Below are 23,413 nucleotides of genomic sequence, written 5' to 3' on the forward strand. Positions count from 1 at the left end.
CCGGCCCTCAGAGGCGCCGGATGCGAGCGGGGAGATCGACGGGATCGAGGGTCTCGCGCTCCCCGCTGGCACGGCGCTTCAGCTCGATCTTGCCCTCGGCCAGACCCTTCGGGCCCACGATCACCTGCCAGGGCAGGCCGATCAGGTCCGCGGTGGCGAACTTGGCGCCCGGCCGCTCGTCGCGGTCGTCGTAGAGGACCGACAGGCCCGCCGTCTCGAGGGCCGCCTGGATCTCGGCGCAGGCCGTGTCGCAGGCGCCATCCCCGACCTTGAGGTTGATCAGCGCCACGTCGAAGGGGGCGACCGCGTCCGGCCAGATGATGCCGGCCTCGTCATGGCTCGCCTCGATGGTCGCCGCCACGAGCCGGCTCGGGCCGATGCCGTAGGAGCCCATATGGACCGGCCGCTCGGTTCCGTCGGGACCGGTGACGACCGCCTTCATCGGGGTCGAGTACTTGGTGCCGAAATAGAAGATATGGCCGACCTCGATGCCGCGGGCGGAGAGACGCGAGGCCTCCGGCACCTCGGCGAAGACCGCCTCGTCGTGCATCTCGTCGGTGGCGGCGTAGTGCGACGTCCAGGCATCGACCACACCCTGCAGCCCGGCCACGTCGTCGAAATCGACGGACGGGGGCGGCACCGGCATGTCGAGATAGGCTTGGTCGCAGAAGACCTCGCTCTCACCGGTCTTGGCCAGGATGATGAACTCGTGGCTGAGGTCGCCGCCGATGGGGCCGGTATCGGCGCGCATCGGGATCGCCCGGAGGCCGAGGGCCTCGAAGGTGCGGAGATAGGCAACGAACATTTTGTTGTAGGAGTGGCGCGCCCCCGCCTGATCGAGATCGAAGGAATAGGCGTCCTTCATCAGGAATTCGCGCGAGCGCATGGTGCCGAAACGCGGGCGCACCTCGTCGCGGAACTTCCAAGAGATCTGGTAGAGGTTCTTCGGCAGATCCTTGTAGGAGCGGGTGCTGGCCCGGAAGATCTCGGTGACGACCTCTTCCGCGGTCGGCCCGTAGAGCAATTCGCGCTCGTGGCGGTCCTTCAGGCGCAGCATCTCCTTGCCGTAGGCCTCGTAGCGGCCGGATTCGCGCCAGAGGTCGGCGGCCTGGATCGTCGGCATCAGGATCTCGATGGCGCCCGCACGGTCCTGCTCGGCGCGGATGACGTCGCAGATCTTGTTGAGGACGCGCAGTCCCAGCGGCAGCCACGCATAGATGCCGGCCGCCTCCTGGCGGATCATGCCGGCGCGCAGCATCAGGCGGTGCGAAACGATCTCCGCTTCCTTCGGCGTCTCGCGCAGGATCGGCAGGAAGTAGCGGGAGAGACGCATCGTTCGACCTTGGAAGCGGGCGGGCGCAGCCGGAGAGGAGCTAGGCCAGCGTGCGGAGGCACACAACACATTGCCCCCGCAAAACACAAGCGCCCTGCGAACACAGGGTCGGCCGGCAATGCGGCGGAACGAAGCCGGCGAAGCAACGGCGGGCAGCGTTCTCGATGACCCGTGGAGGCCGCTTGACGCTTCGTTTGCAAAAAAGCGCTGCGAACCGTCTCTCGCCTGATGACAAAGGGAATTGTTCTTCCTATAAGCAGCGCCGTGATGGTCGCAGCCCACGAGGCAGCGCACGGTCCGGGTCTTGGGAGGAACAATCAGCCAACGCGCCGCAAGCAATGCGCGATATAAATCAGGCTGAAAAATACTTCGGTTATCCAAAGCAAGGCCTCGTGCCTTGCTTTTTGTTTTTGGGCCGAGCCTCGTCTTCGGCGCAGCGACCGTCTACTCTGGAGGCGGAGCGCCCCGGCGCCCTTACAGACGGGCGAGCGGGAAGATCAGCAGCGCCGCGAAGAACGCGACGGCGGCCAGAAGCGTCGTCAGCAACGCCTTCTCACGCAGGCGCGGGCTCGCGGGCGCTCCCGGATCCTGGCCCGGCACCAGCCGCTGCGGATCGGCCTCGGCGGCATTGCCGAGCGGCAGGATCGCGAACAGGAAAGTCCACCACAGCACGAAGTAGAGCGCCAGCGCGCCGAACACCGTCAGCTCGAACCCCTTCACGGCCACCGTCGCGAACAACGCGGTCAGCGCTGTCACGGTCAGAAGGGTCAGGGGGGTCGAAGCAGTCAGGGTGCGAAGGGACAAGCGGGTCATCATTTTCAAACGTCATGAAACGGCCGGTCCGGCGCCCGACCGATCGATGCTCTAGGCTCTTGTTTTCGCATCATCTTTTATCCGAAAGCCGGCAACCACCTTTCGGGACGATGCTCCAAGACCGTCCCTCAGACCTGCTCCAGCTCCACCAGCGTTCCCAGGAAGTCCTTGGGGTGGAGGAAGATCACCGGCTTGCCATGGGCGCCGATCCTCGGCTCGCCGGTGCCGAGCACGCGGGCTCCGGCCGCCTTCATCTGGTCGCGGGCAGCGATGATGTCCTCGACCTCGTAGCAGACATGGTGGATGCCGCCGGCCGGGTTCTTGTCGACGAAGCCCTGGATGGTCGAGTTCTCACCGAGCGGCGACATCAGCTCGACCTTGCTGTTGGGCAGTTCCACGAACACCACCGTCACGCCGTGCTCCGGCTGCGGCAGCGGCTCGGTCACCTTGGCGCCGAGCGTGTCGCGGTAGACCGCCGTCGCCGCATCGAGATCCTTCACCGCGATGGCGACGTGATTGAGCCGTCCGATCATTGCTGCCTCCCTCACCGTTGTCTCGAACGTCACGCCCGGCCATCCGTGCCGGGCTTGATGGATGCGATCCCGCGCGCCTCTCGCTCCGGAAAGGTCGCGCTTTCCGGCGGCTCGCGCCCGCTCGCCGTGGCGAAGCGGGCGCGACGCGATCACACCTCCACCACCTGCACGTGGCAGGCGGGCTTCTTGCCCCAGGCCTCGTTGACGGCGGAGCGCACGGCGCGATCGACCGCGTTCTCGACGGCCTCCGAATCCTTCATCTTGCCGCGCGGCAGACCGTTGAGGGTGCGGTTGACCGTATCGACCACGGTGTCGAGCAGCGGCTCGCCGCTCCGGCCGCGATTGGGCAGGCCCATGATGTCGACCGCCGGATCGCCGATCACCTCGCCGCGCTCGTCGATGGCGATGGCCACCGAGACGATACCGGTCTGCGAGAGCTTGCGCCGCTCCGGGATCGCCCGGTCCTTGGAGTCGATGAGGACGTTGCCGTCCTTGTAGAGCCGCCCGGCGCGGACGTGCTCGACCACCTCCGGCTTGCCCGGAGCGAGGCGGACCACCGCGCCGTTGCGGGCCTTCACCACCGACTCGACGCCCTGCGAACGGGCAAAGCGGGCATGCTCGTCGAGATGCAGCGCCTCGCCGTGCACCGGAACGACCGCCTTCGGCCGCGTCCAGGAATACATCGTCACCATCTCCTCGCGGCGGGGATGGCCGGAGACGTGGACGAGTTCGGTGCGGTCGGTGATGACCTCGATGCCGTCCTCGATCAGGTCGTTGATGATGGAGCCGACATCGCGCTCGTTGCCGGGGATGGCGCGCGACGAGAAGATCACCCGGTCGCCAGCCGTGAGCGAGATCGCCGGATGGTCGTGGCGCGAGACCCGCGACATCGCCGCCCGCGGCTCACCCTGCGAGCCGGTGAGCAGGCAGACCACCTTGTCGCGCGGGATGTGGGAGTAGGACTCGGCCGAGAGGAAGTCCGGCAACCCGTCGAGGTAGCCGCATTCGCGGGCGACATCGATCACCCGGTCCATGGCGCGGCCGACGGCGATCACCTGACGCCCGCAGGCCTGTGCCGCTTCCGCCACGGCACGGATACGCGCGACGTTGGAGGCGAAGGTCGTCACCGCCACGCGGTGGGGCGCGTTCTCGATCAGCTTGCGCAGGGTCGCGGAAACCTCGGACTCGCTCGGCGAGCGGCCCTCGCGCAGCACGTTGGTGGAGTCGCAGATGAGGGCGAGGATGCCCTCGTCGCCCAAAGCCGTGAACGCCTCCGGTGACGTCGAGTCGCCGGCCACCGGGGTGTCGTCGAGCTTCCAGTCGCCGGTATGAAGCACGAGGCCGTGCTCGGTGCGGATCGCCACCGCATTCGATTCCGGGATCGAGTGAGCCACCGGCACGAACTCGATCTCGAACGGCCCGACGGTCACCCGACGGCCCGGCTTGATCTCGCGCAGATCCACCTTCGGCGCGCCGGGCTCGGAGAGCCGGCGGGTCTCGAGCAGGTTCTTGGCGAACCGCGTGGCGTAGACCGGCGCCTTGATGCGCGGCCACAACTCGGAGATCGCGCCGATATGGTCCTCGTGCGCGTGGGTGATGAAGATCGCGAGAAGGTCCTTCTTGCGCTCCTCGATGAAGGTGAGATCGGGGAACATCAGGTCGATGCCGGGCAATCCCTCTTCGCCGGCAAAGCCCATTCCGCAATCGACCATGATCCATTTGCGCTGCTTCTCGGGTCCGATCCCGTAGAGGCCCGCATTCATGCCGATCTCGCCCACGCCGCCGAGCGGCACGAAGACGAGTTCGTCCTGCCGTGTCGTCATCTTGTTCGTCTATCCAGTCTCAGGCCGCCGTCGCGGCACTTCCGAAATGCACCTCGCCCGCCGTCACGGTTCGTCGGGTTCCGTCCGGGGCGAGGATCACGAGCCGCCCCCCCTCGTCGATCGTTTCAAAGATGCCCGTCAGCGTAGCCTCGGCCATGCGAACCGACACGGGGGCGCCTACCCCCGCCGCGCGCTCCAGCCACCGCCGCCGGATATTCGAGAATCCGCGCCCCTTGTTCCAGATCCGGACGGCTTCGACAAACCGTTCCGACAGGAATTCGAGCAGCATCGGCGCATCCGCCGCGGAAAAAGCCGCAAGTGCCGCCGCCGGATAGGGCAAACCGTCCGGCGTCGCCGCGACGTTGACGCCAAAACCGACCACGACCGCCCGTCGCCCGCCGGGCAGCGTCTCGGCCTCGAGCAGGATGCCGGCCAGCTTTTTGCCGTCCGCAAGGACGTCGTTGGGCCATTTCAGATGGATGGCGGACGAGGCGGGAGCAAGACCGTGCGGCGCTCGTGCATCGCTGCCCCCCATCGGCGGGGAGAGGTCTTCGGCCGCCCCGTCGTCGCGAACCTCGCCCTGCAAGGAGGGCGAGGGATTCGAACGACAGGCATCACGGATCGCCTCGACCAGCGCCACGCCGGCAACAAAGCCCAGAGTCGCGACCATCTCCGGCGCCACGCCGGCCACCGGCATCAGCAGGCTTGCGGCGAGGTTGCCGTCCGGAGAGGTCCAGGCGTTGCCGCGCCGGCCGCGGCCCGCCTCCTGGCGATGGGTCGCAACCCAGAGCGGGCCCGTCTCGCCGCCATGGGCGAGGCGCATCGCCTCGCTATTGGTCGAGTCGAGCCGTTCGTGGCTGTGGAGCCGATGTCCCTCGGACCGGGCCGCCTGACTCAGCCGGAACTGTATCCGCCTCAGAACCGCGACCTCAGAACAGCGACTTGGCAGCGTCGCCGGCCGCCGCGACCAGCGGGGCCGGAACGAGGAAGAACAGCACCACGACCGCGCTCGACACGCCGAGCACGATGGCCGAGCCCGGCGGGATCCGCTCGTAGGGGGCCTTGGCCTCGTCGAAGTACATCACCTTGACGAGGCGCAGGTAGTAGAAGGCGCCGACGACCGAGGTCACCACGCCGACGACGGCGAGCGTCACGAGGCCGGCCTTGATGGCGGCGGCGAAAACGTAGAACTTCGCGAAGAACCCGGCGAGCGGCGGGATGCCGGCGAGCGAGAACATCATCGCGGCAAGGCAGAAGGCCAGCCACGGATGGGTGCGCGAGAGGCCCGAGAGATCGTCGATCGTCTCGAACATCTGGTCCTTGCGGCGCATGGAGAGCAGCACCGCGAAGGCGCCGAGCGTCATCGCGAGATAGATGATCATGTAGATCACCACGCCGCGGATGCCCTCCTCAGAGCCCGCGGCGAGGCCGATCAGGGCGTAGCCGACATTGCCGATGGAGGAATAGGCCATCAGGCGTTTGATGTTGCGCTGGCCGATCGCGGCAAACGAGCCGAGCGCCATCGAGGCGATCGAGACGAAGATGATGATCTGCTGCCAGACCGCCGTCATGTCGGGGAAGGCGCCGATGAAGACGCGCACCGTCATCGCCATGGCGGCGATCTTCGGCGCGGAGCCGAAGAAGGCGGTGACCGGCGTCGGCGAGCCCTCGTAGACGTCCGGCGTCCACATATGGAATGGCACGGCGGCGAGCTTGAAGGCGACGCCGGCGGCTACGAACACGATGCCGAGCACGATGCCGAAGCTCGACGGGCCGTCGAGCGCGGTGACGATGCCGGGGAAGGAGACCGTGCCGGTGAAGCCGTAGACCAGCGAGGCGCCGTAGAGCAGCATGCCCGACGAGAGCGCGCCCAGCACGAAGTATTTCAGGCCTGCTTCCGTGGACTTCACGTCGTCGCGGTGGAAGGCGGCGATGACGTAGGCGGCGAGCGATTGCAGTTCGAGCCCGAGATAGAGCGAGATCAGGTCGTTGGCCGAGGCCATCACCAGCATGCCGATGGTGCAGAGCACGATCAGGATCGGGTACTCGAACCGGTCGATGCGCTCGCGCTGGAAGTAGTCCCGCGAGAGCAGGATGGTCGCCGCCGAGCCGATCAGGATCAACGCCTTCATGATCCGCGCGAACGGATCGGCGATGAAGGCACCGTTCAGCGTCGTCACGCTGCCCGACTGGGAAACGACGAGGAAGAAGGTGAAGATCAGCAGGATCAGCGCACCGACATTGACGCCCTCGGACGAGCGCTCGCCGCGCCACGCGCCGTAGAGCACGAGCAGCAGAGCGCCGACGCTCAGGACGATCTCCGGCAGGACCGGCGTGATCGCCGGCAGGACGGACTGGATCGGGGTCATCGCGCGGCGGCCTCGACGGTTTTCTGGGACTCGAGGGCAGCCGTCTTCTCCGCAGCGGCGGATTGTGCGGCCTTGGCGGCGGCCTCGGCGGTCTGCGTGTTGGCGAGCGCCCCGCGCATGTTCTGCACCAGCGCCTCCGTGGACGGCGCGAAGGTGTCGAGCACGGGCGCCGGGTGTACGCCGTACCAGATCGTCAGCGCGACGAGCGGCGCGATGATGATCTTCTCGCGGGTGTCGAGGTCGAGGATGCCCTGGAGGTTGGGCTTGTCGAGCTTCCCGTAGATCACCCGGGCGTAGAGCCACAGCGCGTAGCCCGCCGAGAGGATGATGCCGAAGACCGAGAAGAAGGCGACTGTCGGGTTGGCCTTGAAGGCCCCCATCATCGCCAGGAACTCGCCGACGAAGCCCGACGTGCCCGGCAGGCCGACATTGGCCATGGTGAAGACCATCATCGCGGCCGCGTAGAGCGGCATCCGCTTCACGAGGCCGCCATAGGCCGCGATCTCGCGGGTATGCATCCGGTCGTAGACGACGCCGACGCAGAGGAAGAGCGCACCCGAGACGATGCCGTGCGAGATCATCAGGAACAGCGCGCCCTGGATGCCCTGCTCGTTCAGCGTGAACAGGCCGAGCGTCACGAAGCCCATATGCGCCACCGACGAGTAGGCGATCAGCTTCTTGATGTCGGTCTGCATCATCGCGGTGAGCGAGGTGAAGATGATCGCGATCACCGACAGCGCGAAGACGAGGGGCGCGAACTCGGCGCTCGCATCCGGCAGCATCGGCAGCGAAATCCGGATGAAGCCGTAGCCACCCATCTTCAGCAGGATGCCCGCCAGGATCACCGAGCCCGCGGTCGGCGCCTCGACATGGGCGTCGGGGAGCCAGGTGTGGACCGGCCACATCGGCATCTTCACCGCAAAGGAGGCGAAGAAGGCGAGCCAGAGCCAGGTTTGCATGTGCACGGGGAAGCGGTGCGCCAGCAGCGTCGGGATGTCGGTGGTGCCGGCCTCCCAGTACATCGCCATGATGGCGAGCAGCATCAGCACCGAGCCGAGCAGGGTGTAGAGGAAGAACTTGAAGCTGGCGTAGATGCGCCGCTTGCCGCCCCAGTTGCCGATGATGAGGAACATCGGGATCAGGCCTGCCTCGAAGAACAGGTAGAACAGCACGAGATCGAGGGCGCAGAACACGCCGATCATCGTCGTCTCGAGGACGAGGAAGGCGACGAAGTACTCCTTCACCCGGTTCTCGACGGACAGCCACGATGCCCCGATGCAGAACGGCATCAGGAAGGTCGTGAGCAGAATCAGCGGCATCGAGAAGCCGTCGACGCCGAGCTTGAACCGGATCGTCTCGGCGAGCCACGCATGGCTCTCGACGAGCTGGAAGCTCGGGGAGGCGATGTCGTAACGGGCCCAGGCGGCGAGCGAGAGCAGGAAGGTGACGATCGTCGTGATCAGCGCGGCCCAGCGGGCGTTGCGCTTCACGGCCGCCGTCTCCTCACCCAGCGTCAGGATGAAGGCGGCGCCCGCGAGCGGGACGATCAGAAGCCCGGAGAGAATGCCGAGGCCGAGCATCAGTGGGTCCCCCCAGGCACGCCGGAGACGAGGTACCACGTGATCAGGCCGGCGACCCCGACGAGCATCACGAAGGCGTAGTGGTAGACGTAGCCGGTCTGGAGGCGGACCACGCCGCGGGTGATGTCCACCACCCGGGCCGAGATGCCGTCGGGGCCGAGGCCGTCGATGACCCGCCCGTCGCCCTCCTTCCAGAGGAACAGGCCGAAGTTCTTGGCCGGACGGACGAAGATCCGGTCGTAGATCTCGTCGAAGTACCACTTGTTGAGCAGGAAGCGGTACAGGATCGGCTGCGACTCCGCGAGGCGATGCGGCAGATCGGGCCGGCGCAGGTACATCCAGAAGGCCAGCAGGAAGCCGAGCACCAGCATCACGAAGGGCGAGGCGGCGACCCAGCCCGGCGCGTCGTGGATCTTGTGCATGATGTCGTTGCCGGACCCGTGCGGGAGCGCGTTGCCCCAGAACTTGTCCATGTCGTGCCCGATGAAGCGCTCCTTGAAGATCAGGCCGGCGAACAGGGCGCCGAAGGCCAGGATCGCCAGCGGGATCGTCATCACGAGCGGACTCTCGTGCGGCGCGAGGGGGGCGTGGTCGTGATGCTCGACCGCGCTGTGCGAAGCGGGCTCGACGTCGTGGCCGCGATCGTCGTGGGCGACGCCCTCGTGGTGCCCCGGCGCGCCGTCGGCTTCATGGGCGGAGGCCGCGTGGGTGTGCCCGGCGTGATCGTCATGGCCGTGGGCGCCGTGCGCCACCCAGCGCTGCGGTCCCTCGAAGGTGAGGAAGAACAGGCGCCAGGAGTAGAACGAGGTCATCAGCGCGGCGATCACGGTGGCGAGGAACGCCAGCACGTGGCCCGGGCGGTCCGACATGTAGGCCGCCTCGATGATCGCGTCCTTCGAATAGTAGCCTGAGGTGAAGGGGAAGCCGATCAGCGCGATCGTGCCGATCGTCATCATCGCCGTGGTGAAGGGGATGTAGCGGCGCAGGCCGCCCATGTTCCGCATGTCCTGCTCGTGATGCATCGCGTGGATGACCGAGCCGGCGCCGAGGAACAGCAGCGCCTTGAAGAAGGCGTGGGTGAAGAGGTGGAACACGCCGGTGGCGTAGGCGCCGACGCCGAGGCCGACGAACATGTAGCCGAGCTGCGAGCAGGTCGAGTAGGCGATGACCCGCTTGATGTCGTTCTGCACGAGGCCGACGGTGGCCGCGAAGAAGGCGGTGATGCCGCCGATGACGGTGACGACGGTGAGCGCGGTCGGAGCCAGTTCGAAGAGCGGCGACAGGCGCGCGACCATGAAGACGCCGGCCGTCACCATGGTGGCGGCGTGGATCAGCGCCGAGACCGGGGTCGGGCCCTCCATCGCGTCGGGGAGCCAGGTGTGCAGCAGGAACTGCGCCGACTTGCCCATGGCGCCCATGAACAGGAGCAGGCAGGCGAGCGTCAGGGCGTGCCACTCATGGCCGAGGAAGTGGAAGGTCGCGTCCTTCAGCTCCGGCGCCTTGGCGAAGATCGCGTCGAACCCGACCGAGCCGGTCAGGACGAAGACGAGGAAGATGCCGAGCGAGAAGCCGAAATCGCCGACGCGGTTGACGATGAAGGCCTTCATCGCGGCGGCATTGGCCGAGGGCTTCTCGTACCAGAAGCCGATCAGCAGGTAGGAGGCGAGGCCGACGCCCTCCCAGCCGAAGAACATCTGCACGAGGTTGTCGGCCGTCACCAGCATCAGCATGGCGAAGGTGAACAGCGACAGGTAGGCGAAGAAGCGCGGCCGGTGCGGATCCTCGTGCATGTAGCCGATGGAGTAGAGGTGCACGAGGGTCGAGACCGAGGTCACGACCACCAGCATCACCGCGGTGAGCGTATCGACCTTGAAGGCCCAATCGACCACGAGGTCGCCGGCGGTGAACCACTGGGCGACGGGCACGGTCTCGGCGCGGCCGTCGCCGGTGACGAGGAAGAAGGCGCCCCATGACAGCAGGGCCGCGAAGGCGAGGCAGCCCGTCGTCACGAGCTCGCTCATCCGCGCGCCGATCAGCCGGCCGAACAGGCCGGCGATCAGGGCGCCAATCAGCGGAAAGAAGACGATCGCGTGATACATGGGTCGGTCGTGCCTCGCAGCAGGCGGACGAAGGGGACGGGGCTCTCTTCAGGGAGGCGGCGTCAGCCCTTCATCATGCTCACGTCCTCGACGGCGATGGAGCCGCGGTTGCGGAAGAACACCACCAGGATCGCCAGACCGATCGCGGCCTCGGCCGCGGCGACCGTCAGCACGAACAGGGCGAAGACCTGTCCGGTGATGTCGTTGAGGTGGGTCGAGAAGGCGACGAGGTTGATGTTCACGGCGAGCAGGATCAGCTCGACCGACATCAGGATGACGATGACGTTCTTGCGGTTGATGAAGATGCCGAGCACGCCGAGCGTGAACAGGATCGCGGCAACCGTCAGGTAGTGGCTCAATCCGATCATCGGCCTCAGACCTCCACGCCCTGCCGCGAGGGCACCTTGATGGTATCGACCGCCATGCCCTGCGTGCGGGCGTTCTGTACGGCGATGTTCTGGCGCTTCACGCCGGTGCGCTCGCGCAGGGTCAGCACGATGGCGCCGATCATCGCCACCAGCAGGATCAGGCCGGCGATCTGGAAGGCGTAGACGTAGTCCGTGTAGAGCACCCGCCCGAGCGCCTCGGTGTTGGTCGCCGTCTCGCCATGGGCAGCGCGGCCGAGGGGCGCCTGCACGAGGCCCGGATCGATGGTCCAGGTGCCGACGACGAGAAGCAGCTCGATCAGGAAGATCGCGCCGATCAACCCGCCGATTGGCAAGTAGCGCTGGAAGCCCTGGCGGAGGGCCGCAAAGTCCACGTCGAGCATCATCACGACGAAGAGGAACAGCACCGCGACGGCGCCGACATAGACGACGACCAGGATCATCGCCAGGAACTCGGCGCCCATCAGCACGAACAGCCCGGCGGCGTTCACGAAGGCGAGGATCAGGAACAACACCGAGGTGACGGGGTTCCTGGCTGCGATCACCATGAAGCCCGAGGCCACGGCGAAGCCCGCGAAGAGATAGAAGAAGGCGGCGGCTGCGGTCATGCGATTTTCAGCATCGGCCGCCCGAGCGAGCGGCTCCCTTCTGCCTCGGTGGACCCTCGGCCGCAGGCGGCGGCCCGTCTAGCGCATCGAGAGCGAGGCGCTAGGTTCTTGTTTCCGCATCGTCTTTTTCCGAAGGCCGGAAGCCGCCGTTCGGGACGATGCTCTATAGAACTGGGCTGTGCGGCGCACAACCGATGTCGGCGGCCGAACTAGCGGTACGGCGCGTCGACCGCGATGTTGCGGGCGATTTCGCGCTCCCAGCGATCGCCGTTCTCAAGGAGCTTCTGCTTGTCGTAGAGCAGCTCCTCGCGGGTCTCGACCGAGAACTCGAAGTTCGGCCCCTCGACGATGGCATCCACCGGGCAGGCCTCCTGGCACATGCCGCAATAGATGCACTTCACCATGTCGATGTCGTAGCGCGTGGTGCGCCGCGTGCCGTCGTTGCGGCGCGGCCCCGCCTCGATGGTGATGGCCTGGGCCGGGCAGATCGCCTCGCAGAGCTTGCAGGCGATGCAGCGCTCTTCGCCGTTGGGATAACGGCGCAGGGCGTGCTCACCGCGGAAGCGCGGCCCGCGATGGCCCATCTCGAAGGGGTAGTTGATCGTGGCCTTCGGCTTGAAGAAGTATTTCATGGCGAGGAAGAACCCCGACACGAACTCCTTCAGGAGAAGGCTTCTGGCGACCTGATCGAGCTTCACGGCGCGATCTCCAATTCTGGAAGCATTTCCAAGCGAGGCGGTGACCGGCTCGCGTGAAGGAAATGCGACCTCACAAGGGGCGGTTCAGGCTCCCGGCGCGAGGCCAGTGAGCTTGAGGACGAAGGCGACGACGATGACCGAGATCAGGGAGAGCGGAAGGAAGACCTTCCAGCCGAGCCGCATGAGCTGGTCGTAGCGGTAGCGGGGCACCATGGCCTTCACCATGGCGATCATGAAGAAGAGAAAGCTGGCTTTGAGCGTGAACCAGATCACGCCGGGCACCCAGGTGAAGGGCACGAACGGGATCGGGGAGAGCCAGCCGCCAAGGAACAGGACCGTGCCGAGCGCGCACATGGTCATGATGGCCACGTACTCGCCGAGCATGAACAGCAGGTACGGCGTCGAGGAGTACTCGACCATGTAGCCCGCCACGAGCTCCGATTCGGCCTCCGGCAGGTCGAAGGGCGGGCGGTTGGTCTCGGCCAGGGCCGAGACGAAGAACACGCCGAACATCGGGAACAGCCAGAGCCAGTACCAGCCGAACAGGCCGAGCGCCGTGTCCTGCGCCATGACGATGCGCGAGAGGTTGAGCGAGCCGGCGCAAAGCAGCACGCAGATGATGACGAAGCCGAGCGAGACCTCGTAGGAGATCATCTGCGCCGCCGAGCGAAGCGCGCCGAGGAAGGCGTATTTCGAGTTCGAGGCCCAGCCGCCCATGATGACGCCGTAGACGCCGAGCGAGGAGATCGCGAAGATGTAGGTAATGCCGACATTGATGTCGGCGATCGCCCAGCCATCGGCGAGCGGGATCACCGCCCAGGACGCCAGCGCCAGCATCGCGAAGACCAGCGGTGCCAGCAGGAAGATCGCCTTGTTGGCGCCCGCCGGGATCACCGGCTCCTTCAGGACGAACTTCAGGAGATCGGCGAAAGACTGGAACAGGCCCCAAGGCCCGACCACGTTCGGGCCGCGGCGCAACTGCACCGCCGCCCAGATCTTGCGGTCGGCCAGCAGCGCGTAGGCGATGAAGACGAGGAGCGCGGCGAGGAGCACGAAACTCTTCAACGCGATCAGGAGGACGGTGCCGAGCACTTCCCAGAAGGTCATCGGTGGCGTCCCCTATTCCGCCGCTTCGAGGGCGCGGCCCCGGGCGAGGCCGGAACACTCGGCGAGCACCCGCGAGGCGCGGGCGATCGGGTTGGTGAGGTAGAAGTCGGCGAGCGGCGAGGAGAAGGTTGCCTTCTCCGTCGCGGCCGGCAGAGCGGCAAGCCGATCGAGCGTGGCCGCAGCGTCGGACGACTCGACCTGTCCGACCGCCGCGAGATGCGGATGGGCGGCATACATCGCCTTGCGCAGAGCGCCCAGCGAATCGTAGGGCAGGCGCTTGCCGAGCACGTCGGACAAGGCGCGTAGGATCGCCCAATCCTCGCGGGCGTCGCCCGGCGGGAAGCCGGCGCGGTTGGCCATCTGCACCCGACCCTCGAGGTTGACGTAGGTCGCGCTCTTCTCGGCGTAGGCGGCGCCCGGCAGGATCACGTCGGCGCGGCTCGCGCCGGCATCGCCGTGGGTGCCCTGATAGATCACGAAGGCGCCCGGCCCGATCACCCGCTCATCGGCACCGAGGTTGAACACCACGTCCAGCGCCCCCGGCTCCAGCATCTGCGAGAAGCTCAAGCCCCCCTCCCCCGGCACGAAGCCGAGATCGAGGGCGCCGACGCGGGCAGCGGCGGTGTTGAGCACGCCGAAGCCGTTCCAGCCGTCGGTCACCGCGCCGACATCCTTCGCCAAGGCGGCGGCGGCGGCGAGCGAACCGAGCCCGCCCTCGCCGACGATGACGAGCGGACGCTCGGCCTTTTTCAGCACATCGAGGAAGCTGTGCTCGCCCTTGGCGATCGAGGCCAGCGTGTCGGTGCCGGCGCCGAGATAGGTGTAGGGGTAGGTCAGGTCCGGCTGCTCGTCGAGGATCAGGCCGATCGAGACCGGGGCCATGCGCCAGCGCTTGCGGATGCGCACGTTGAGCAGCGAAGCCTCGGTGCGCGGGTTGGCGCCGACGATCAGGATCGCGTCCGCCTGCTCGATGCCGGGGATGGTCGCGCCCAGCGTGTAGGCGGCCCGGCCCCAGGCCGGATCGATCGCCTCGCCGGTCTGGCGCGCGTCGAGATTGGTGACGCCGAGCGAACCCATCAGCGCCTTGAGGGCGAAGATTTCCTCCGCACCCGCAAGATCGCCGACAAGGGCGCCGATGCGCTTGGGATCGGCGCCCTTCACCTTGGCGGCAATCGCCGAGAACGCCTCACCCCAGGAAGCGGGACGCAGGCGGCCGTTCTCGCGCAGGAACGGGCGGTCGAGGCGCTGGAGACGCAAGCCGTCGACGACGTGGCGAGTCTTGTCGGAGATCCACTCCTCGTTGATCTCCTCGCTGATACGCGGCTCGATCTGCATGACCTCGCGGCCGCGGGCATCGATGCGGATCGCGGAGCCGACCGCATCCATCACGTCGACGGACTCGGTCTTGTGCAACTCCCAGGGGCGCACGTTGTAGCTCTGCGGCAGGTGGACGAGCGCGCCGACCGGGCAGAGGTCGGCGACGTTGCCCTGAAGCTCCGAGCCCATCGCCTGTTCGAGGTAGCTCGTGATCTCCATGTCCTCGCCGCGGCCGATCGCGCCGAGATCCGGTACGCCGGCCACCTCGGCGAGGAAGCGGACGCAGCGGGTGCAATGGATGCACCGGTTCATCGCCGTGCGCACCAGCGGGCCGATGTACTTCTCTTCGACCGCGCGCTTGTTCTCGTGATAGCGCGTCGAGTCGACGCCGTAGGCCATCGCCTGATCCTGCAGGTCGCAATGGCCGCCCTGGTCGCAGATCGGGCAATCGAGCGGGTGGTTGATGAGGAGGAACTCCATCACCCCCTCACGCGCCTTCTTCGTCGTGCCGGAACGCGTCAGCACCTCCGGCGGCTCGCCGTTGGGGCCGGGCCGGCAATCCTTCACCGCGTAGGCGCAGGAGGCCACGGGCTTGGGCGCGCCCTTCAGCTCGACCAGACACATGCGGCAATTGCCGGCGATCGACAGCCGCTCGTGAAAGCAGAAGCGCGGGATCTCCGCGCCCGCGATCTCGCAGGCCTGCAGCAGGGTGTAGTCGGCCGGAACATCGACCTCGGTGCCGTCGATGAGGATTTTGGTCATCGTGTCATCTCAGTCTGTCGGACTTTCACGACCTGCGAGCCTGCCCTTCTCTGATTGAGGAAGGGTTTTGCCTCAACTATCCGTTCGACGCTGTATCGAATCGTGCGCATATTCGTTTGGCTCACGGCGTACAGAGTTGAGGAGGCTGCACTTCGTAGGTGCCGTCACCTTTGAAGCGCAGGTTTCTTTGATCTCTGAAACCGCTCGGACCTACGCCCGATCTGAGCGTGTACTGAACTCTTGACGGATTGCAGACGCTCTTAATCTCTCGAACCACGCTTTCGGTCAGAAACGTCCGGTCGTCCTCAGACCGCCGTCTTGCCGTCTCGGAAGGGATCGCTGCCGTTTTCAGTCCGTTGTCAGCGGTCTCCACGCTTGCGCTGGCCACGCATCCGTCCTGGCCAGCCACTCCCTCCACAGTCAGATGAGAGACCGTGAAAACCGTGCCCGCGGGGCTGCGTAGCACGATCGGCGCTTGAAGTACCTGAGCATCCGGCCACGTCTCCTGTGTCGCTGAGCAGAGGCCCGCGATCGGTATCAAGAGAAGCTGGCAGCCGCCGAGCGCAAGCGTTGCCGGGCATAGTGCCGCCAACAACCCGCGGCTTTGGCGGCTCTGCACAGCGTCCTCCGCTACCCTAGAGAGAGCAAGCGCCGACAAAGGTTCACTCCGCCGCCATCGGCACCGCATCCATGTGCGGGTTGGCGCTGTACTGGTCGATCCGCTTCTCGATCTCGGGCCGGAAGTGCCGGATCAGGCCCTGGATCGGCCATGCCGCGGCGTCGCCCAGCGCGCAGATCGTGTGGCCCTCGACCTGCTTGGTGACTTCCAGGAGCATGTCGATCTCGCGCTTCTGCGCCCGGCCGGCAGCCATGCGGGTCAGCACGCGCCACATCCAGCCGGTGCCCTCGCGGCAGGGCGTGCACTGGCCGCAGCTCTCGTGCTTGTAGAAGTACGAGATGCGGGCGATCGCGCCGACGATGTCGGTCGACTTGTCGAGCACGATCACCGCCGCGGTGCCCAGGCCCGAGCCGAGGTTGCGCAGGGTGTCGAAGTCCATCTTGGCGTCGATGATCTGCTCGGCCGGCACCAGCGGCACCGAGGAGCCGCCGGGGATCGAGCAGAGCAGGTTGTCCCAGCCGCCGCGCATGCCGCCGCAATGCTTGTCGATCAGTTCGCGGAAGGTGATGCCGAGCTCTTCCTCGACGTTGCAGGGCTTGTTGACGTGGCCCGACACGCAGAAGAGCTTCGTGCCGGTGTTGTTCTTGCCGCCCAGCCCCGCGAACCACGCGCCGCCCCGGCGCAGGATCGTGCCGGCCACCGCGATCGATTCGACGTTGTTGACGGTCGTGGGGCAGCCGTAGAGGCCCATATTGGCCGGGAAGGGCGGCTTCAGCCGCGGCATCCCCTTCTTGCCTTCCAGGCTCTCGATGAGCGCCGTTTCCTCGCCGCAGATGTAAGCGCCCGCGCCGTGGTGGACATAGATGTCGAACGGGTAATCGTGGACGTTCGACGGACCGACGAGACGCGCCTCGTAGGCCTCGTCCACCGCGCGCTGGAGCGCGAACTTCTCCGCCACGTACTCGCCGCGGATGTAGATGTAGCAGGCATGCGCGCCCATGGCGAAGGATGCCAGCATGCAGCCCTCGATCAGGAGATGCGGATCGTGCCGCATGATCTCCCGGTCCTTGCAGGTGCCCGGCTCCGATTCGTCGGCGTTGACGACGAGATAGTGCGGGCGCCCATCGGATTTCTTGGGCATGAACGACCACTTGAGGCCGGTCGGGAAGCCCGCGCCACCACGGCCGCGCAGGCCGGAGCCCTTCATCTCGTCGATGATCCAGTCACGGCCCATGTCGAGGAGGAACTTTGTTCCGTCCCAGGCGCCGCGCTTCTTCGCGGCGTCCAGCCCCGGCGAGTGCAGGCCGTAGAGATTGGTGAAGATGCGATCCTGATCGGCGAGCATGATCCGCTCCTCAGCCCCTGCTGCCGGCGAGATCGGACGCCTGTCCGACCCAGTTCTCCCGGTCGATCCGTCCCGGGAAGGCGAGGTAGGCGCTCACCCAGGCGACCTCGGTCGGCGACCACGCGGCGACCTGATCGTAGTGCCAGACGCCGAGATCGTTGAGACGGCGCTGGTTGATCGGGCCGATGCCCTTGATCTTGGTCAGGTCGTCCGGCCGGTCGTCGCGGGGGGTGTCGAGCCCCTTGGGACGGGTGCCGGCGGCGTCGGCCCGGGCTTCCGGGTTCTCACCCTCGGGCACGTCGTCGCCCGCGCCGATCGTGGCCGGCTGCTGCGGCGGCTCGGTGCGCAGGCGCCTGTCCTCTTCGACGGCCGGGTCCCGGGCGGCCGGCGCCTTCGCGTCACGCGCCTGAGCCCGATCCTCCGGCTTGACCGGCGTTTCGCCCGCGCTCGCCCGCTCGGCGGGGGCATCGACGGCGTTCGACTCGTTGGCGCGCCCGGACGACGGACGGGCCGGCTTGGTCTCGTCCTTGACGCGGGCCTCGGTCGAGGCGGCCTCGTCCTTCTTGACGCTCTCGCCGCCCTGGTCGGCGCCCTCGGTCTGCTCGAAGCGCTTGCGCCATGCGCCGACGCGGGAGCCGTCGAACAGCGACTCGTCCGTCAGGGTGTTGACCGCATCCTTCGGCTCGGAGGAGACCCGGCCGATCTGCGAGCCGACCTTCACGGGGCGGCCGGCGGCGAGGTCGTCCATGAGCGTGTTCAGGCTCTCGGGCGTGAGGTCCTCGTAATAGTCCTGATTGATCTGCACCATCGGCGCGTTGCAGCAGGCGCCGAGGCATTCCACTTCGAGCCAGGAGAAATTGCCGTCCGGCGAGACGTGGCCTGCCGGGCCGAGGCGCTCGTGGAGCGCGGCCTTCAATTCCTTCGCCCCGCAGCAATCGCAGGGCACGGTGCCGCAAAGCTGGATCCAGAACCGGCCGACCGGCTCCAGGGCGAACATCGTGTAGAAGGTCGCGACCTCCAGCACGCGGATATGCGGCATGCCGAGTTCGTCGGCGACTGCCTCGATCGCCTTCTGCGGCAGCCAGCCACCGTTCTGCTCCTGCGCCTTCCACAAGAGCGGGATGACGGCCGATGCCTGCCGGCCTTCCGGATATTTCGCGATCTGGCCGCGAGCCCAGTCAGCGTTCTCGGGCGTGAACGCGAAGTCCTGGGGCTGCTCGGCGGCGGGGGCTAGCCTGCGGTTGGCCATGACGTTCGACCCGTCTCCTCAGCGGTCCACTTCGCCGAACACGATGTCGAGCGTGCCGAGCACGCAGGACACGTCGGCGAGCAGGTGGCCGCGGCACATCCAATCCATCGCTTGAAGGTGGGCGAAGCCCGGAGCGCGGATCTTGCAGCGGTAGGGTTTGTTGGTGCCGTCGGAGACGAGGTAGACGCCGAACTCGCCCTTGGGGGCTTCGACCGCGGCGTAGACCTCGCCCTCGGGCACGTGGAAGCCCTCGGTGTAGAGCTTGAAGTGGTGGATGAGCGCCTCCATCGAGCGCTTCATCTCCCGGCGCGGCGGCGGCGCGAACTTGCCGTCGATCGAGGCGATCGGCCCCCCACCTGCGGGCTCGCGCAGCTTGGCCACGCATTGCCGCATGATCTTCACGGATTCCCGCATCTCTTCCATGCGGATCACCTGGCGATCGTAGGTGTCGCCGTTCTTCCCCACGGGGATGTCGAACTCCATCTCCTCGTAGAGTTCGTAGGGCTGCGACTTGCGCAGATCCCACGGGATGCCGGAGCCGCGCACCATCACGCCGGAGAAGCCCCAGGCCATCGCCTCGTCGACCGAGACGATGCCGATATCGACGTTGCGCTGCTTGAAGATGCGGTTGGCCATGACGAGGTTGTCGAGGTCGTCGACCACCTTCAGGAACGGGTCGCAGAACGCCTCGATGTCGTCGATCAGCGCGGGCGGCAGATCCTGGTGCACGCCGCCGGGCCGGAAGTAGTTGGCGTGGAGCCGAGCGCCCGATGCGCGCTCGTAGAAGATCATCAGCTTCTCGCGCTCCTCGAAGCCCCACAGGGGCGGCGTCAGCGCGCCGACGTCCATCGCCTGCGTGGTGACGTTGAGGAGGTGGGAGAGCAGCCGCCCGATCTCGCAGAACAGGGTGCGGATGAGCTGGGCCCGGCGCGGCACCTCGATGCCCGCAAGCCGCTCGATCGCGAGGCAGAAGGCGTGCTCCTGATTCATCGGCGCGACGTAGTCGAGCCGGTCGAAATAGGGCGTCGCCTGGAGGTATGTCTTGTGCTCGATCAGCTTCTCGGTGCCCCGGTGCAGCAGCCCGATATGCGGATCGACCCGCTCGACCACCTCGCCGTCGAGCTCGAGCACGAGGCGCAACACGCCGTGCGCCGCCGGGTGTTGCGGCCCGAAATTGATCGAGAAGTTGCGGATGTTGTGTTCGGTCATCGCCGCAGCCTTCAGCTCGACGTCTTCTCATCGCCCGGGAGCACGTAATCCGTGCCCTCCCACGGCGAGAGAAAATCGAAGTTGCGGAACTCCTGGGTCAGCTTGACCGGCTCGTAGACGACGCGCGCCTCGTCCTGGTCGTAGCGGACCTCGACGAAGCCGGTCAGCGGGAAGTCTTTTCGGAGCGGATGCCCCTCGAAACCGTAATCCGTGAGCAGCCGGCGCAGGTCGGGATGGCCCGAGAACAGGATGCCGTAGAGGTCGTAGGTCTCGCGCTCGTACCAGTTGGCCGCCGGAAAGACGGGGATCGCGGAGGGCACCGGGGTCGCGGCGTCCGTCTGCACCTTCACGCGCACCCGCATGTTATGACGCAAGGAGAGCAGGTGGTAGACGACGTCGAAGCGGCGCGCCCGCTGCGGGTAATCGACGCCGCAGATGTCGATGAAGCAGCGGAAGGCGCAGGCCGGCTCATCGCGCAGGTAGGTCAGCGCGTAGACGATGTCGCTGCCCTGGACGACGAGCGTCAGCTCGCCATGGGCGATGGCCCATTCGGTGACCGCCGGGCCGAGCGCTCCGGCGATCCGCCCGCCCATGGCTCGCAGAGCGTCCTCGCCCTGAGCGGCCGCGACGGTGCGGCGAAGCGTGATGCCGTTGGTGGTGATGGCCTCCATCGCGCCCTCCCTCACCGCTCGATCGTACCGATGCGGCGGATCTTCCGCTGCAGCAGCAGGACGCCGTAGAGCAGGGCCTCGGCGCTCGGCGGGCAGCCCGGCACATAGATATCCACCGGCACCACCCGGTCGCAGCCGCGCACCACCGAGTAGGAGTAGTGGTAGTAGCCGCCGCCGTTGGCACAGGAGCCCATGGAGATGACGTAGCGCGGCTCCGGCATCTGGTCGTAGACCTTGCGCAGGGCCGGGGCCATCTTGTTGGTCAGCGTGCCGGCGACGATCATCACGTCGGATTGCCGCGGCGAACCGCGCGGCGCGAAGCCGAAGCGCTCGCAGTCGTAGCGCGGCATCGACATCTGCATCATCTCGACCGCGCAGCAGGCGAGACCGAAGGTCATCCACATCAACGAGCCGGTGCGGGCCCAGTTGATGAGCTCGTCGGCGCTGGTGACGAGGAAGCCGCGGTCCGCCAGCTCGTCGTTGATCGACAGGAAGGTCGGATCGTTCGCGCCGATCGGACGCCCGGTCGCGGGATCGATGATCCCTTTGGGCGCCGGCGCGATGTCGGGCGCGCGGGAGAAGGTCGGAGTCAGGGCCATCTCTGCCTCTGAGCGAGAGCGGGAGGGAAACGACGCGGGAAGAACTGCGCCGCTAGTCCCATTCGAGGGCGCCCTTGCGCCACTCGTAGACGAAGCCGACGGTGAGAACGCCGAGGAAGATCATCATCGACCAGAAGCCGAACCAGCCGAGTTCCCCGAAGGTGATCGCCCAGGGGAACAGGAAGGCGACCTCGAGGTCGAAGATGATGAACAGGATCGCCACGAGATAGAAGCGCACGTCGAACTTCATGCGCGCGTCATCGAAGGCGTTGAAGCCACATTCGTAAGCCGAGAGCTTTTCCGGATCGGGGCTCGAATAGGCCACGATGAAGGGAGCAATCAGCAGCGCCACTGCGATGAACAGCGACACACCGAGGAAGATGATGAGCGGCAGGTAATCCGCCAATAGGCCGGTCATGCCGCACCTCTCATGTGGTTGCGCGTGAGGATCATGAAGGACGGCCCTCGCGACGGCTTACGGCCCGTGGAATCCCCGAGATGGAATTCCTCCAATGCCAGACTGAGCGCGGGCGAGGCTTAGACGAGCCCCCCCGGCGAAACAAGGGCATTGCGCGTCGCACAATCACCTCTTTCGCTGACAGATGGGGGTATTCGTGCACCGGACGACGGGACGGAATCGGCGCATGCCGTGCACGGTTGACCATCGCCGTTTCATCCCCGCCGCTTCATCGACCACCGACTTTGGTATCTGGCATGCCAGCGTCGATGGTCGCAAGCACGGCCCGGCGGCGGCCAAGAAGCCCCCGACGCAGCACCCGAACGGCAGCAGCGACGCGATACGCCTGTCCTCCTTTGGCGTTTTGGGCGGCGTTTCCGCGAACCGTCGTCGGAGCGTCGCATTTCCCCAATCGGCTGCTTGACAGCCCGGGGCGCCCCACATAAACCCCGCCTCGTCGCCGACACGAGCCCAGCCGGCCGGCGACGCAGAACGCGGGCGTAGCTCAGTTGGTTAGAGTGCCGGCCTGTCACGCCGGAGGTCGCGGGTTCGAGCCCCGTCGCCCGCGCCATGGTCCCGATGTCGATCCGACCGGGACACCAGAACTTCACCTTCCTCGGACAAGTTTTTCCATCGCTGCGTGATGAGCGTGCGGTGCCGTTCGCCTTGTCCGGCGTGACCGATGCGCCACAACCGGCGCGATGTGGCAGGTCCGAGCGGAGGGTGCCCCGGTTTCGCCGCAACGGACAGGGAAGCGGGCGCATCCGATTCTCGCTGCAGCCCCCTCCGATGCCGAATCTGCGCCTCTCCGCCGCCGCGGCCCTCTTCGCCCTGACACTGGCCGGCTGCGGGGGATCACCCGTTCTCGATGCGGGCGCACCGGCCGTGCCGGTGATCCTCGACGAACAAGCCGCCGCCGCCGCGCTCTCCCGCTACAGAGCGCAGCACGGGCTGAGCGCCGTCGTCATCGATTCCCGTCTGATCACCGCGGCCTCGTTCCAGGCACAAGCCAATGCGCGGGCCGGGCGGCTCAGCCACGAGATCGCCGGAAGCTTCGACAGCCGCATGGCGGGCGCCGGTTTCGGCCGGCGCTACGCCTCGGAGAACCTGAGCGCCGGGTCCGAGACCTTCGATCAGGTGCTCGCCCGCTGGAAGGCCTCGCCCGAGCACAACCGCAACATGCTGATGCCGCAGTTCCGGCGCGTCGGCATCGCCCGGTTCGATGCTCCAGGGACGCGCTACAAGCGCTTCTGGGCGCTGGTGATGGCCGGTGACTGAGGCAAAGCGGCCCGAGCCCGACGCGGCCGGGCCACCCGTCACCGCTACCGAACCTGCGCGAAGAGCGGATCCAGGCGCTTCTGCGTCATCTTGTTGTGCGGGACGCTCTTGGCGGCCTCCAGGTTGTCGCGCTTGTCGCCGACGACCACGAGGGCGACCATCCCCATCATGTAATGCGGCGCGCATTTGAAGCCGTAGACGCCCTCCTTGTCGAACTTGACCACGGCTTCCTGACCGACGGTCGTTTTGACGGTGTCGGCGCCGTCCGGCGCCATGCCCTTGATCGTCTCGACGTTGTGCCCCTTGTCGGTCGGCAGGAACTTGATGCTGTCGCCGGGCTTCAGCCGCACAAGCGCGGGATCGAACACCATCATCCCGCCCGGCCCGCTGTTGAGCATCTTGACCGCCACTTCGTCGGCCGCCGCCGGCAAGGCGATGGCGAGCGTGGCGGCAGTGATCAGGACCCTGAAGCTCATCATTCGCTTTCTCGTATTAATTCTTAAGATAATCGACGATCGCCATCGAATAATACGATATATCGAGTCATTCTTCAGGCAT

22 protein-coding genes and 1 tRNA gene are annotated in these 23,413 nt (G+C 66.7%); 3 read left to right on the forward strand and 20 right to left on the reverse strand.

Annotated elements, in window-relative coordinates; genetic code table 11:
• Positions 1-7 precede the first annotated feature (7 nt).
• The 19 genes from proS to Y590_RS04300 all read right to left on the reverse strand — a co-directional run bounded on the left by proS (position 8) and on the right by Y590_RS04300 (position 21,538).
• The gene (gene proS, locus Y590_RS04210; protein ID WP_060768776.1) at positions 8-1,333 is read right to left on the reverse strand and encodes a proline--tRNA ligase; all 1,326 of its coding nucleotides are present in this window, start codon (positions 1,331-1,333) and stop codon (positions 8-10) included.
• Positions 1,334-1,807: 474 nt separating this feature from the next.
• Positions 1,808-2,149 (reverse strand): DUF1467 family protein, encoded by a 342-nt coding sequence (locus tag Y590_RS04215; RefSeq protein WP_201026765.1) that lies wholly within the window; start codon positions 2,147-2,149, stop codon positions 1,808-1,810.
• 125 nt (positions 2,150-2,274) lie between these two features.
• Complete coding sequence (gene mce / locus Y590_RS04220) at positions 2,275-2,679, reverse strand: methylmalonyl-CoA epimerase (protein WP_003598176.1); 405 nt, start codon at positions 2,677-2,679, stop codon at positions 2,275-2,277.
• 149 nt (positions 2,680-2,828) lie between these two features.
• Positions 2,829-4,502 carry a ribonuclease J gene (locus tag Y590_RS04225; RefSeq protein WP_060768777.1) on the reverse strand — a complete coding sequence of 558 codons (1,674 nt, stop codon included), beginning with the start codon at positions 4,500-4,502 and terminating at the stop codon, positions 2,829-2,831.
• Between the two features lie 19 nt (positions 4,503-4,521).
• Positions 4,522-5,412: a biotin--[acetyl-CoA-carboxylase] ligase gene (locus Y590_RS04230; protein WP_060768778.1), complete on the reverse strand. Its 891-nt coding sequence runs from the start codon at positions 5,410-5,412 to the stop codon at positions 4,522-4,524.
• Positions 5,413-5,431: 19 nt separating this feature from the next.
• On the reverse strand, positions 5,432-6,871 hold the full coding sequence (gene nuoN / locus Y590_RS04235; RefSeq protein WP_060768779.1) for an NADH-quinone oxidoreductase subunit NuoN: 1,440 nt from the start codon (positions 6,869-6,871) through the stop codon (positions 5,432-5,434).
• The gene (locus tag Y590_RS04240; RefSeq protein ID WP_060768780.1) at positions 6,868-8,451 is read right to left on the reverse strand and encodes an NADH-quinone oxidoreductase subunit M; all 1,584 of its coding nucleotides are present in this window, start codon (positions 8,449-8,451) and stop codon (positions 6,868-6,870) included. Before Y590_RS04240 ends, nuoN begins: the two co-directional genes overlap by 4 nt.
• Positions 8,451-10,550 carry an NADH-quinone oxidoreductase subunit L gene (nuoL, locus tag Y590_RS04245; protein ID WP_060768781.1) on the reverse strand — a complete coding sequence of 700 codons (2,100 nt, stop codon included), beginning with the start codon at positions 10,548-10,550 and terminating at the stop codon, positions 8,451-8,453. Before nuoL ends, Y590_RS04240 begins: the two co-directional genes overlap by 1 nt.
• A gap of 62 nt (positions 10,551-10,612) precedes the next feature.
• On the reverse strand, positions 10,613-10,918 hold the full coding sequence (nuoK, locus tag Y590_RS04250; protein WP_003598182.1) for an NADH-quinone oxidoreductase subunit NuoK: 306 nt from the start codon (positions 10,916-10,918) through the stop codon (positions 10,613-10,615).
• 5 nt (positions 10,919-10,923) lie between these two features.
• Positions 10,924-11,544, reverse strand: a complete 621-nt coding sequence (locus Y590_RS04255) for an NADH-quinone oxidoreductase subunit J (RefSeq protein WP_056502646.1) — start codon at positions 11,542-11,544, stop codon at positions 10,924-10,926.
• Positions 11,545-11,753: 209 nt separating this feature from the next.
• Positions 11,754-12,242, reverse strand: a complete 489-nt coding sequence (nuoI, locus tag Y590_RS04260) for an NADH-quinone oxidoreductase subunit NuoI (RefSeq protein WP_056205043.1) — start codon at positions 12,240-12,242, stop codon at positions 11,754-11,756.
• A gap of 84 nt (positions 12,243-12,326) precedes the next feature.
• A complete protein-coding gene (nuoH, locus tag Y590_RS04265; RefSeq protein WP_003598188.1) occupies positions 12,327-13,349 on the reverse strand; it encodes an NADH-quinone oxidoreductase subunit NuoH in 1,023 nt (340 codons plus the stop codon).
• A gap of 12 nt (positions 13,350-13,361) precedes the next feature.
• The gene (nuoG, locus tag Y590_RS04270) at positions 13,362-15,428 is read right to left on the reverse strand and encodes an NADH-quinone oxidoreductase subunit NuoG (RefSeq protein WP_060768782.1); all 2,067 of its coding nucleotides are present in this window, start codon (positions 15,426-15,428) and stop codon (positions 13,362-13,364) included.
• A gap of 662 nt (positions 15,429-16,090) precedes the next feature.
• Positions 16,091-17,392: an NADH-quinone oxidoreductase subunit NuoF gene (gene nuoF / locus Y590_RS04275; RefSeq protein WP_060768783.1), complete on the reverse strand. Its 1,302-nt coding sequence runs from the start codon at positions 17,390-17,392 to the stop codon at positions 16,091-16,093.
• A gap of 10 nt (positions 17,393-17,402) precedes the next feature.
• The gene (gene nuoE / locus Y590_RS04280; RefSeq protein WP_060768784.1) at positions 17,403-18,641 is read right to left on the reverse strand and encodes an NADH-quinone oxidoreductase subunit NuoE; all 1,239 of its coding nucleotides are present in this window, start codon (positions 18,639-18,641) and stop codon (positions 17,403-17,405) included.
• An 18-nt stretch (positions 18,642-18,659) separates the two neighbouring features.
• On the reverse strand, positions 18,660-19,850 hold the full coding sequence (locus Y590_RS04285) for an NADH-quinone oxidoreductase subunit D (RefSeq protein ID WP_060768785.1): 1,191 nt from the start codon (positions 19,848-19,850) through the stop codon (positions 18,660-18,662).
• A gap of 11 nt (positions 19,851-19,861) precedes the next feature.
• Positions 19,862-20,521 carry an NADH-quinone oxidoreductase subunit C gene (locus Y590_RS04290; RefSeq protein WP_060768786.1) on the reverse strand — a complete coding sequence of 220 codons (660 nt, stop codon included), beginning with the start codon at positions 20,519-20,521 and terminating at the stop codon, positions 19,862-19,864.
• 11 nt (positions 20,522-20,532) lie between these two features.
• Positions 20,533-21,120, reverse strand: a complete 588-nt coding sequence (locus tag Y590_RS04295) for a NuoB/complex I 20 kDa subunit family protein (RefSeq protein ID WP_003598199.1) — start codon at positions 21,118-21,120, stop codon at positions 20,533-20,535.
• Between the two features lie 52 nt (positions 21,121-21,172).
• The gene (locus tag Y590_RS04300) at positions 21,173-21,538 is read right to left on the reverse strand and encodes an NADH-quinone oxidoreductase subunit A (RefSeq protein ID WP_003598200.1); all 366 of its coding nucleotides are present in this window, start codon (positions 21,536-21,538) and stop codon (positions 21,173-21,175) included.
• 226 nt (positions 21,539-21,764) lie between these two features.
• Between Y590_RS04300 and Y590_RS26235 the strand changes: the two genes are divergently transcribed.
• The 3 genes from Y590_RS26235 (at position 21,765) to Y590_RS04310 (ending at position 22,855) form a co-directional block, all read left to right on the forward strand.
• Positions 21,765-22,001, forward strand: coding sequence for a hypothetical protein (locus tag Y590_RS26235; protein ID WP_144439922.1), 237 nt, complete (start codon positions 21,765-21,767; stop codon positions 21,999-22,001).
• 70 nt (positions 22,002-22,071) lie between these two features.
• Positions 22,072-22,148 (forward strand) — tRNA-Asp (locus Y590_RS04305).
• Positions 22,149-22,366: 218 nt separating this feature from the next.
• Positions 22,367-22,855, forward strand: a complete 489-nt coding sequence (locus tag Y590_RS04310; protein WP_060768787.1) for a CAP domain-containing protein — start codon at positions 22,367-22,369, stop codon at positions 22,853-22,855.
• A 44-nt stretch (positions 22,856-22,899) separates the two neighbouring features.
• Here the strand turns inward: Y590_RS04310 and Y590_RS04315 are convergent, their stop codons facing one another.
• The gene (locus Y590_RS04315) at positions 22,900-23,334 is read right to left on the reverse strand and encodes a pseudoazurin (protein WP_060768788.1); all 435 of its coding nucleotides are present in this window, start codon (positions 23,332-23,334) and stop codon (positions 22,900-22,902) included.
• Between the last annotated feature and the right edge of the window lie 79 nt (positions 23,335-23,413).

The organism is Methylobacterium sp. AMS5, assembly GCF_001542815.1.
Classification (GTDB): domain Bacteria; phylum Pseudomonadota; class Alphaproteobacteria; order Rhizobiales; family Beijerinckiaceae; genus Methylobacterium.

Bases quoted from the DNA above. Each gene is read 5' to 3' on its own strand.
- mce (WP_003598176.1), bottom strand. From the start codon at position 2,679: ATGATCGGACGGCTCAATCACGTCGCCATCGCGGTGAAGGATCTCGAT.
- Y590_RS04240 (WP_060768780.1), bottom strand. From the start codon at position 8,451: ATGCTCGGCCTCGGCATTCTCTCCGGGCTTCTGATCGTCCCGCTCGCG.
- Y590_RS04315 (WP_060768788.1), bottom strand. From the start codon at position 23,334: ATGATGAGCTTCAGGGTCCTGATCACTGCCGCCACGCTCGCCATCGCC.
- Y590_RS04300 (WP_003598200.1), bottom strand. From the start codon at position 21,538: ATGACCGGCCTATTGGCGGATTACCTGCCGCTCATCATCTTCCTCGGT.
- Y590_RS26235 (WP_144439922.1), top strand. From the start codon at position 21,765: ATGCCGTGCACGGTTGACCATCGCCGTTTCATCCCCGCCGCTTCATCG.
- nuoL (WP_060768781.1), bottom strand. From the start codon at position 10,550: ATGTATCACGCGATCGTCTTCTTTCCGCTGATTGGCGCCCTGATCGCC.
- Y590_RS04215 (WP_201026765.1), bottom strand. From the start codon at position 2,149: ATGATGACCCGCTTGTCCCTTCGCACCCTGACTGCTTCGACCCCCCTG.
- nuoG (WP_060768782.1), bottom strand. From the start codon at position 15,428: ATGACCAAAATCCTCATCGACGGCACCGAGGTCGATGTTCCGGCCGAC.
- nuoN (WP_060768779.1), bottom strand. From the start codon at position 6,871: ATGACCCCGATCCAGTCCGTCCTGCCGGCGATCACGCCGGTCCTGCCG.
- nuoE (WP_060768784.1), bottom strand. From the start codon at position 18,641: ATGGCCAACCGCAGGCTAGCCCCCGCCGCCGAGCAGCCCCAGGACTTC.
- Y590_RS04225 (WP_060768777.1), bottom strand. From the start codon at position 4,502: ATGACGACACGGCAGGACGAACTCGTCTTCGTGCCGCTCGGCGGCGTG.
- Y590_RS04255 (WP_056502646.1), bottom strand. From the start codon at position 11,544: ATGACCGCAGCCGCCGCCTTCTTCTATCTCTTCGCGGGCTTCGCCGTG.
- Y590_RS04290 (WP_060768786.1), bottom strand. From the start codon at position 20,521: ATGGAGGCCATCACCACCAACGGCATCACGCTTCGCCGCACCGTCGCG.
- proS (WP_060768776.1), bottom strand. From the start codon at position 1,333: ATGCGTCTCTCCCGCTACTTCCTGCCGATCCTGCGCGAGACGCCGAAG.
- nuoH (WP_003598188.1), bottom strand. From the start codon at position 13,349: ATGACCTTCTGGGAAGTGCTCGGCACCGTCCTCCTGATCGCGTTGAAG.
- Y590_RS04295 (WP_003598199.1), bottom strand. From the start codon at position 21,120: ATGGCCCTGACTCCGACCTTCTCCCGCGCGCCCGACATCGCGCCGGCG.
- nuoF (WP_060768783.1), bottom strand. From the start codon at position 17,392: ATGCTCGCCGATCAGGATCGCATCTTCACCAATCTCTACGGCCTGCAC.
- nuoK (WP_003598182.1), bottom strand. From the start codon at position 10,918: ATGATCGGATTGAGCCACTACCTGACGGTTGCCGCGATCCTGTTCACG.
- Y590_RS04285 (WP_060768785.1), bottom strand. From the start codon at position 19,850: ATGACCGAACACAACATCCGCAACTTCTCGATCAATTTCGGGCCGCAA.
- Y590_RS04310 (WP_060768787.1), top strand. From the start codon at position 22,367: ATGCCGAATCTGCGCCTCTCCGCCGCCGCGGCCCTCTTCGCCCTGACA.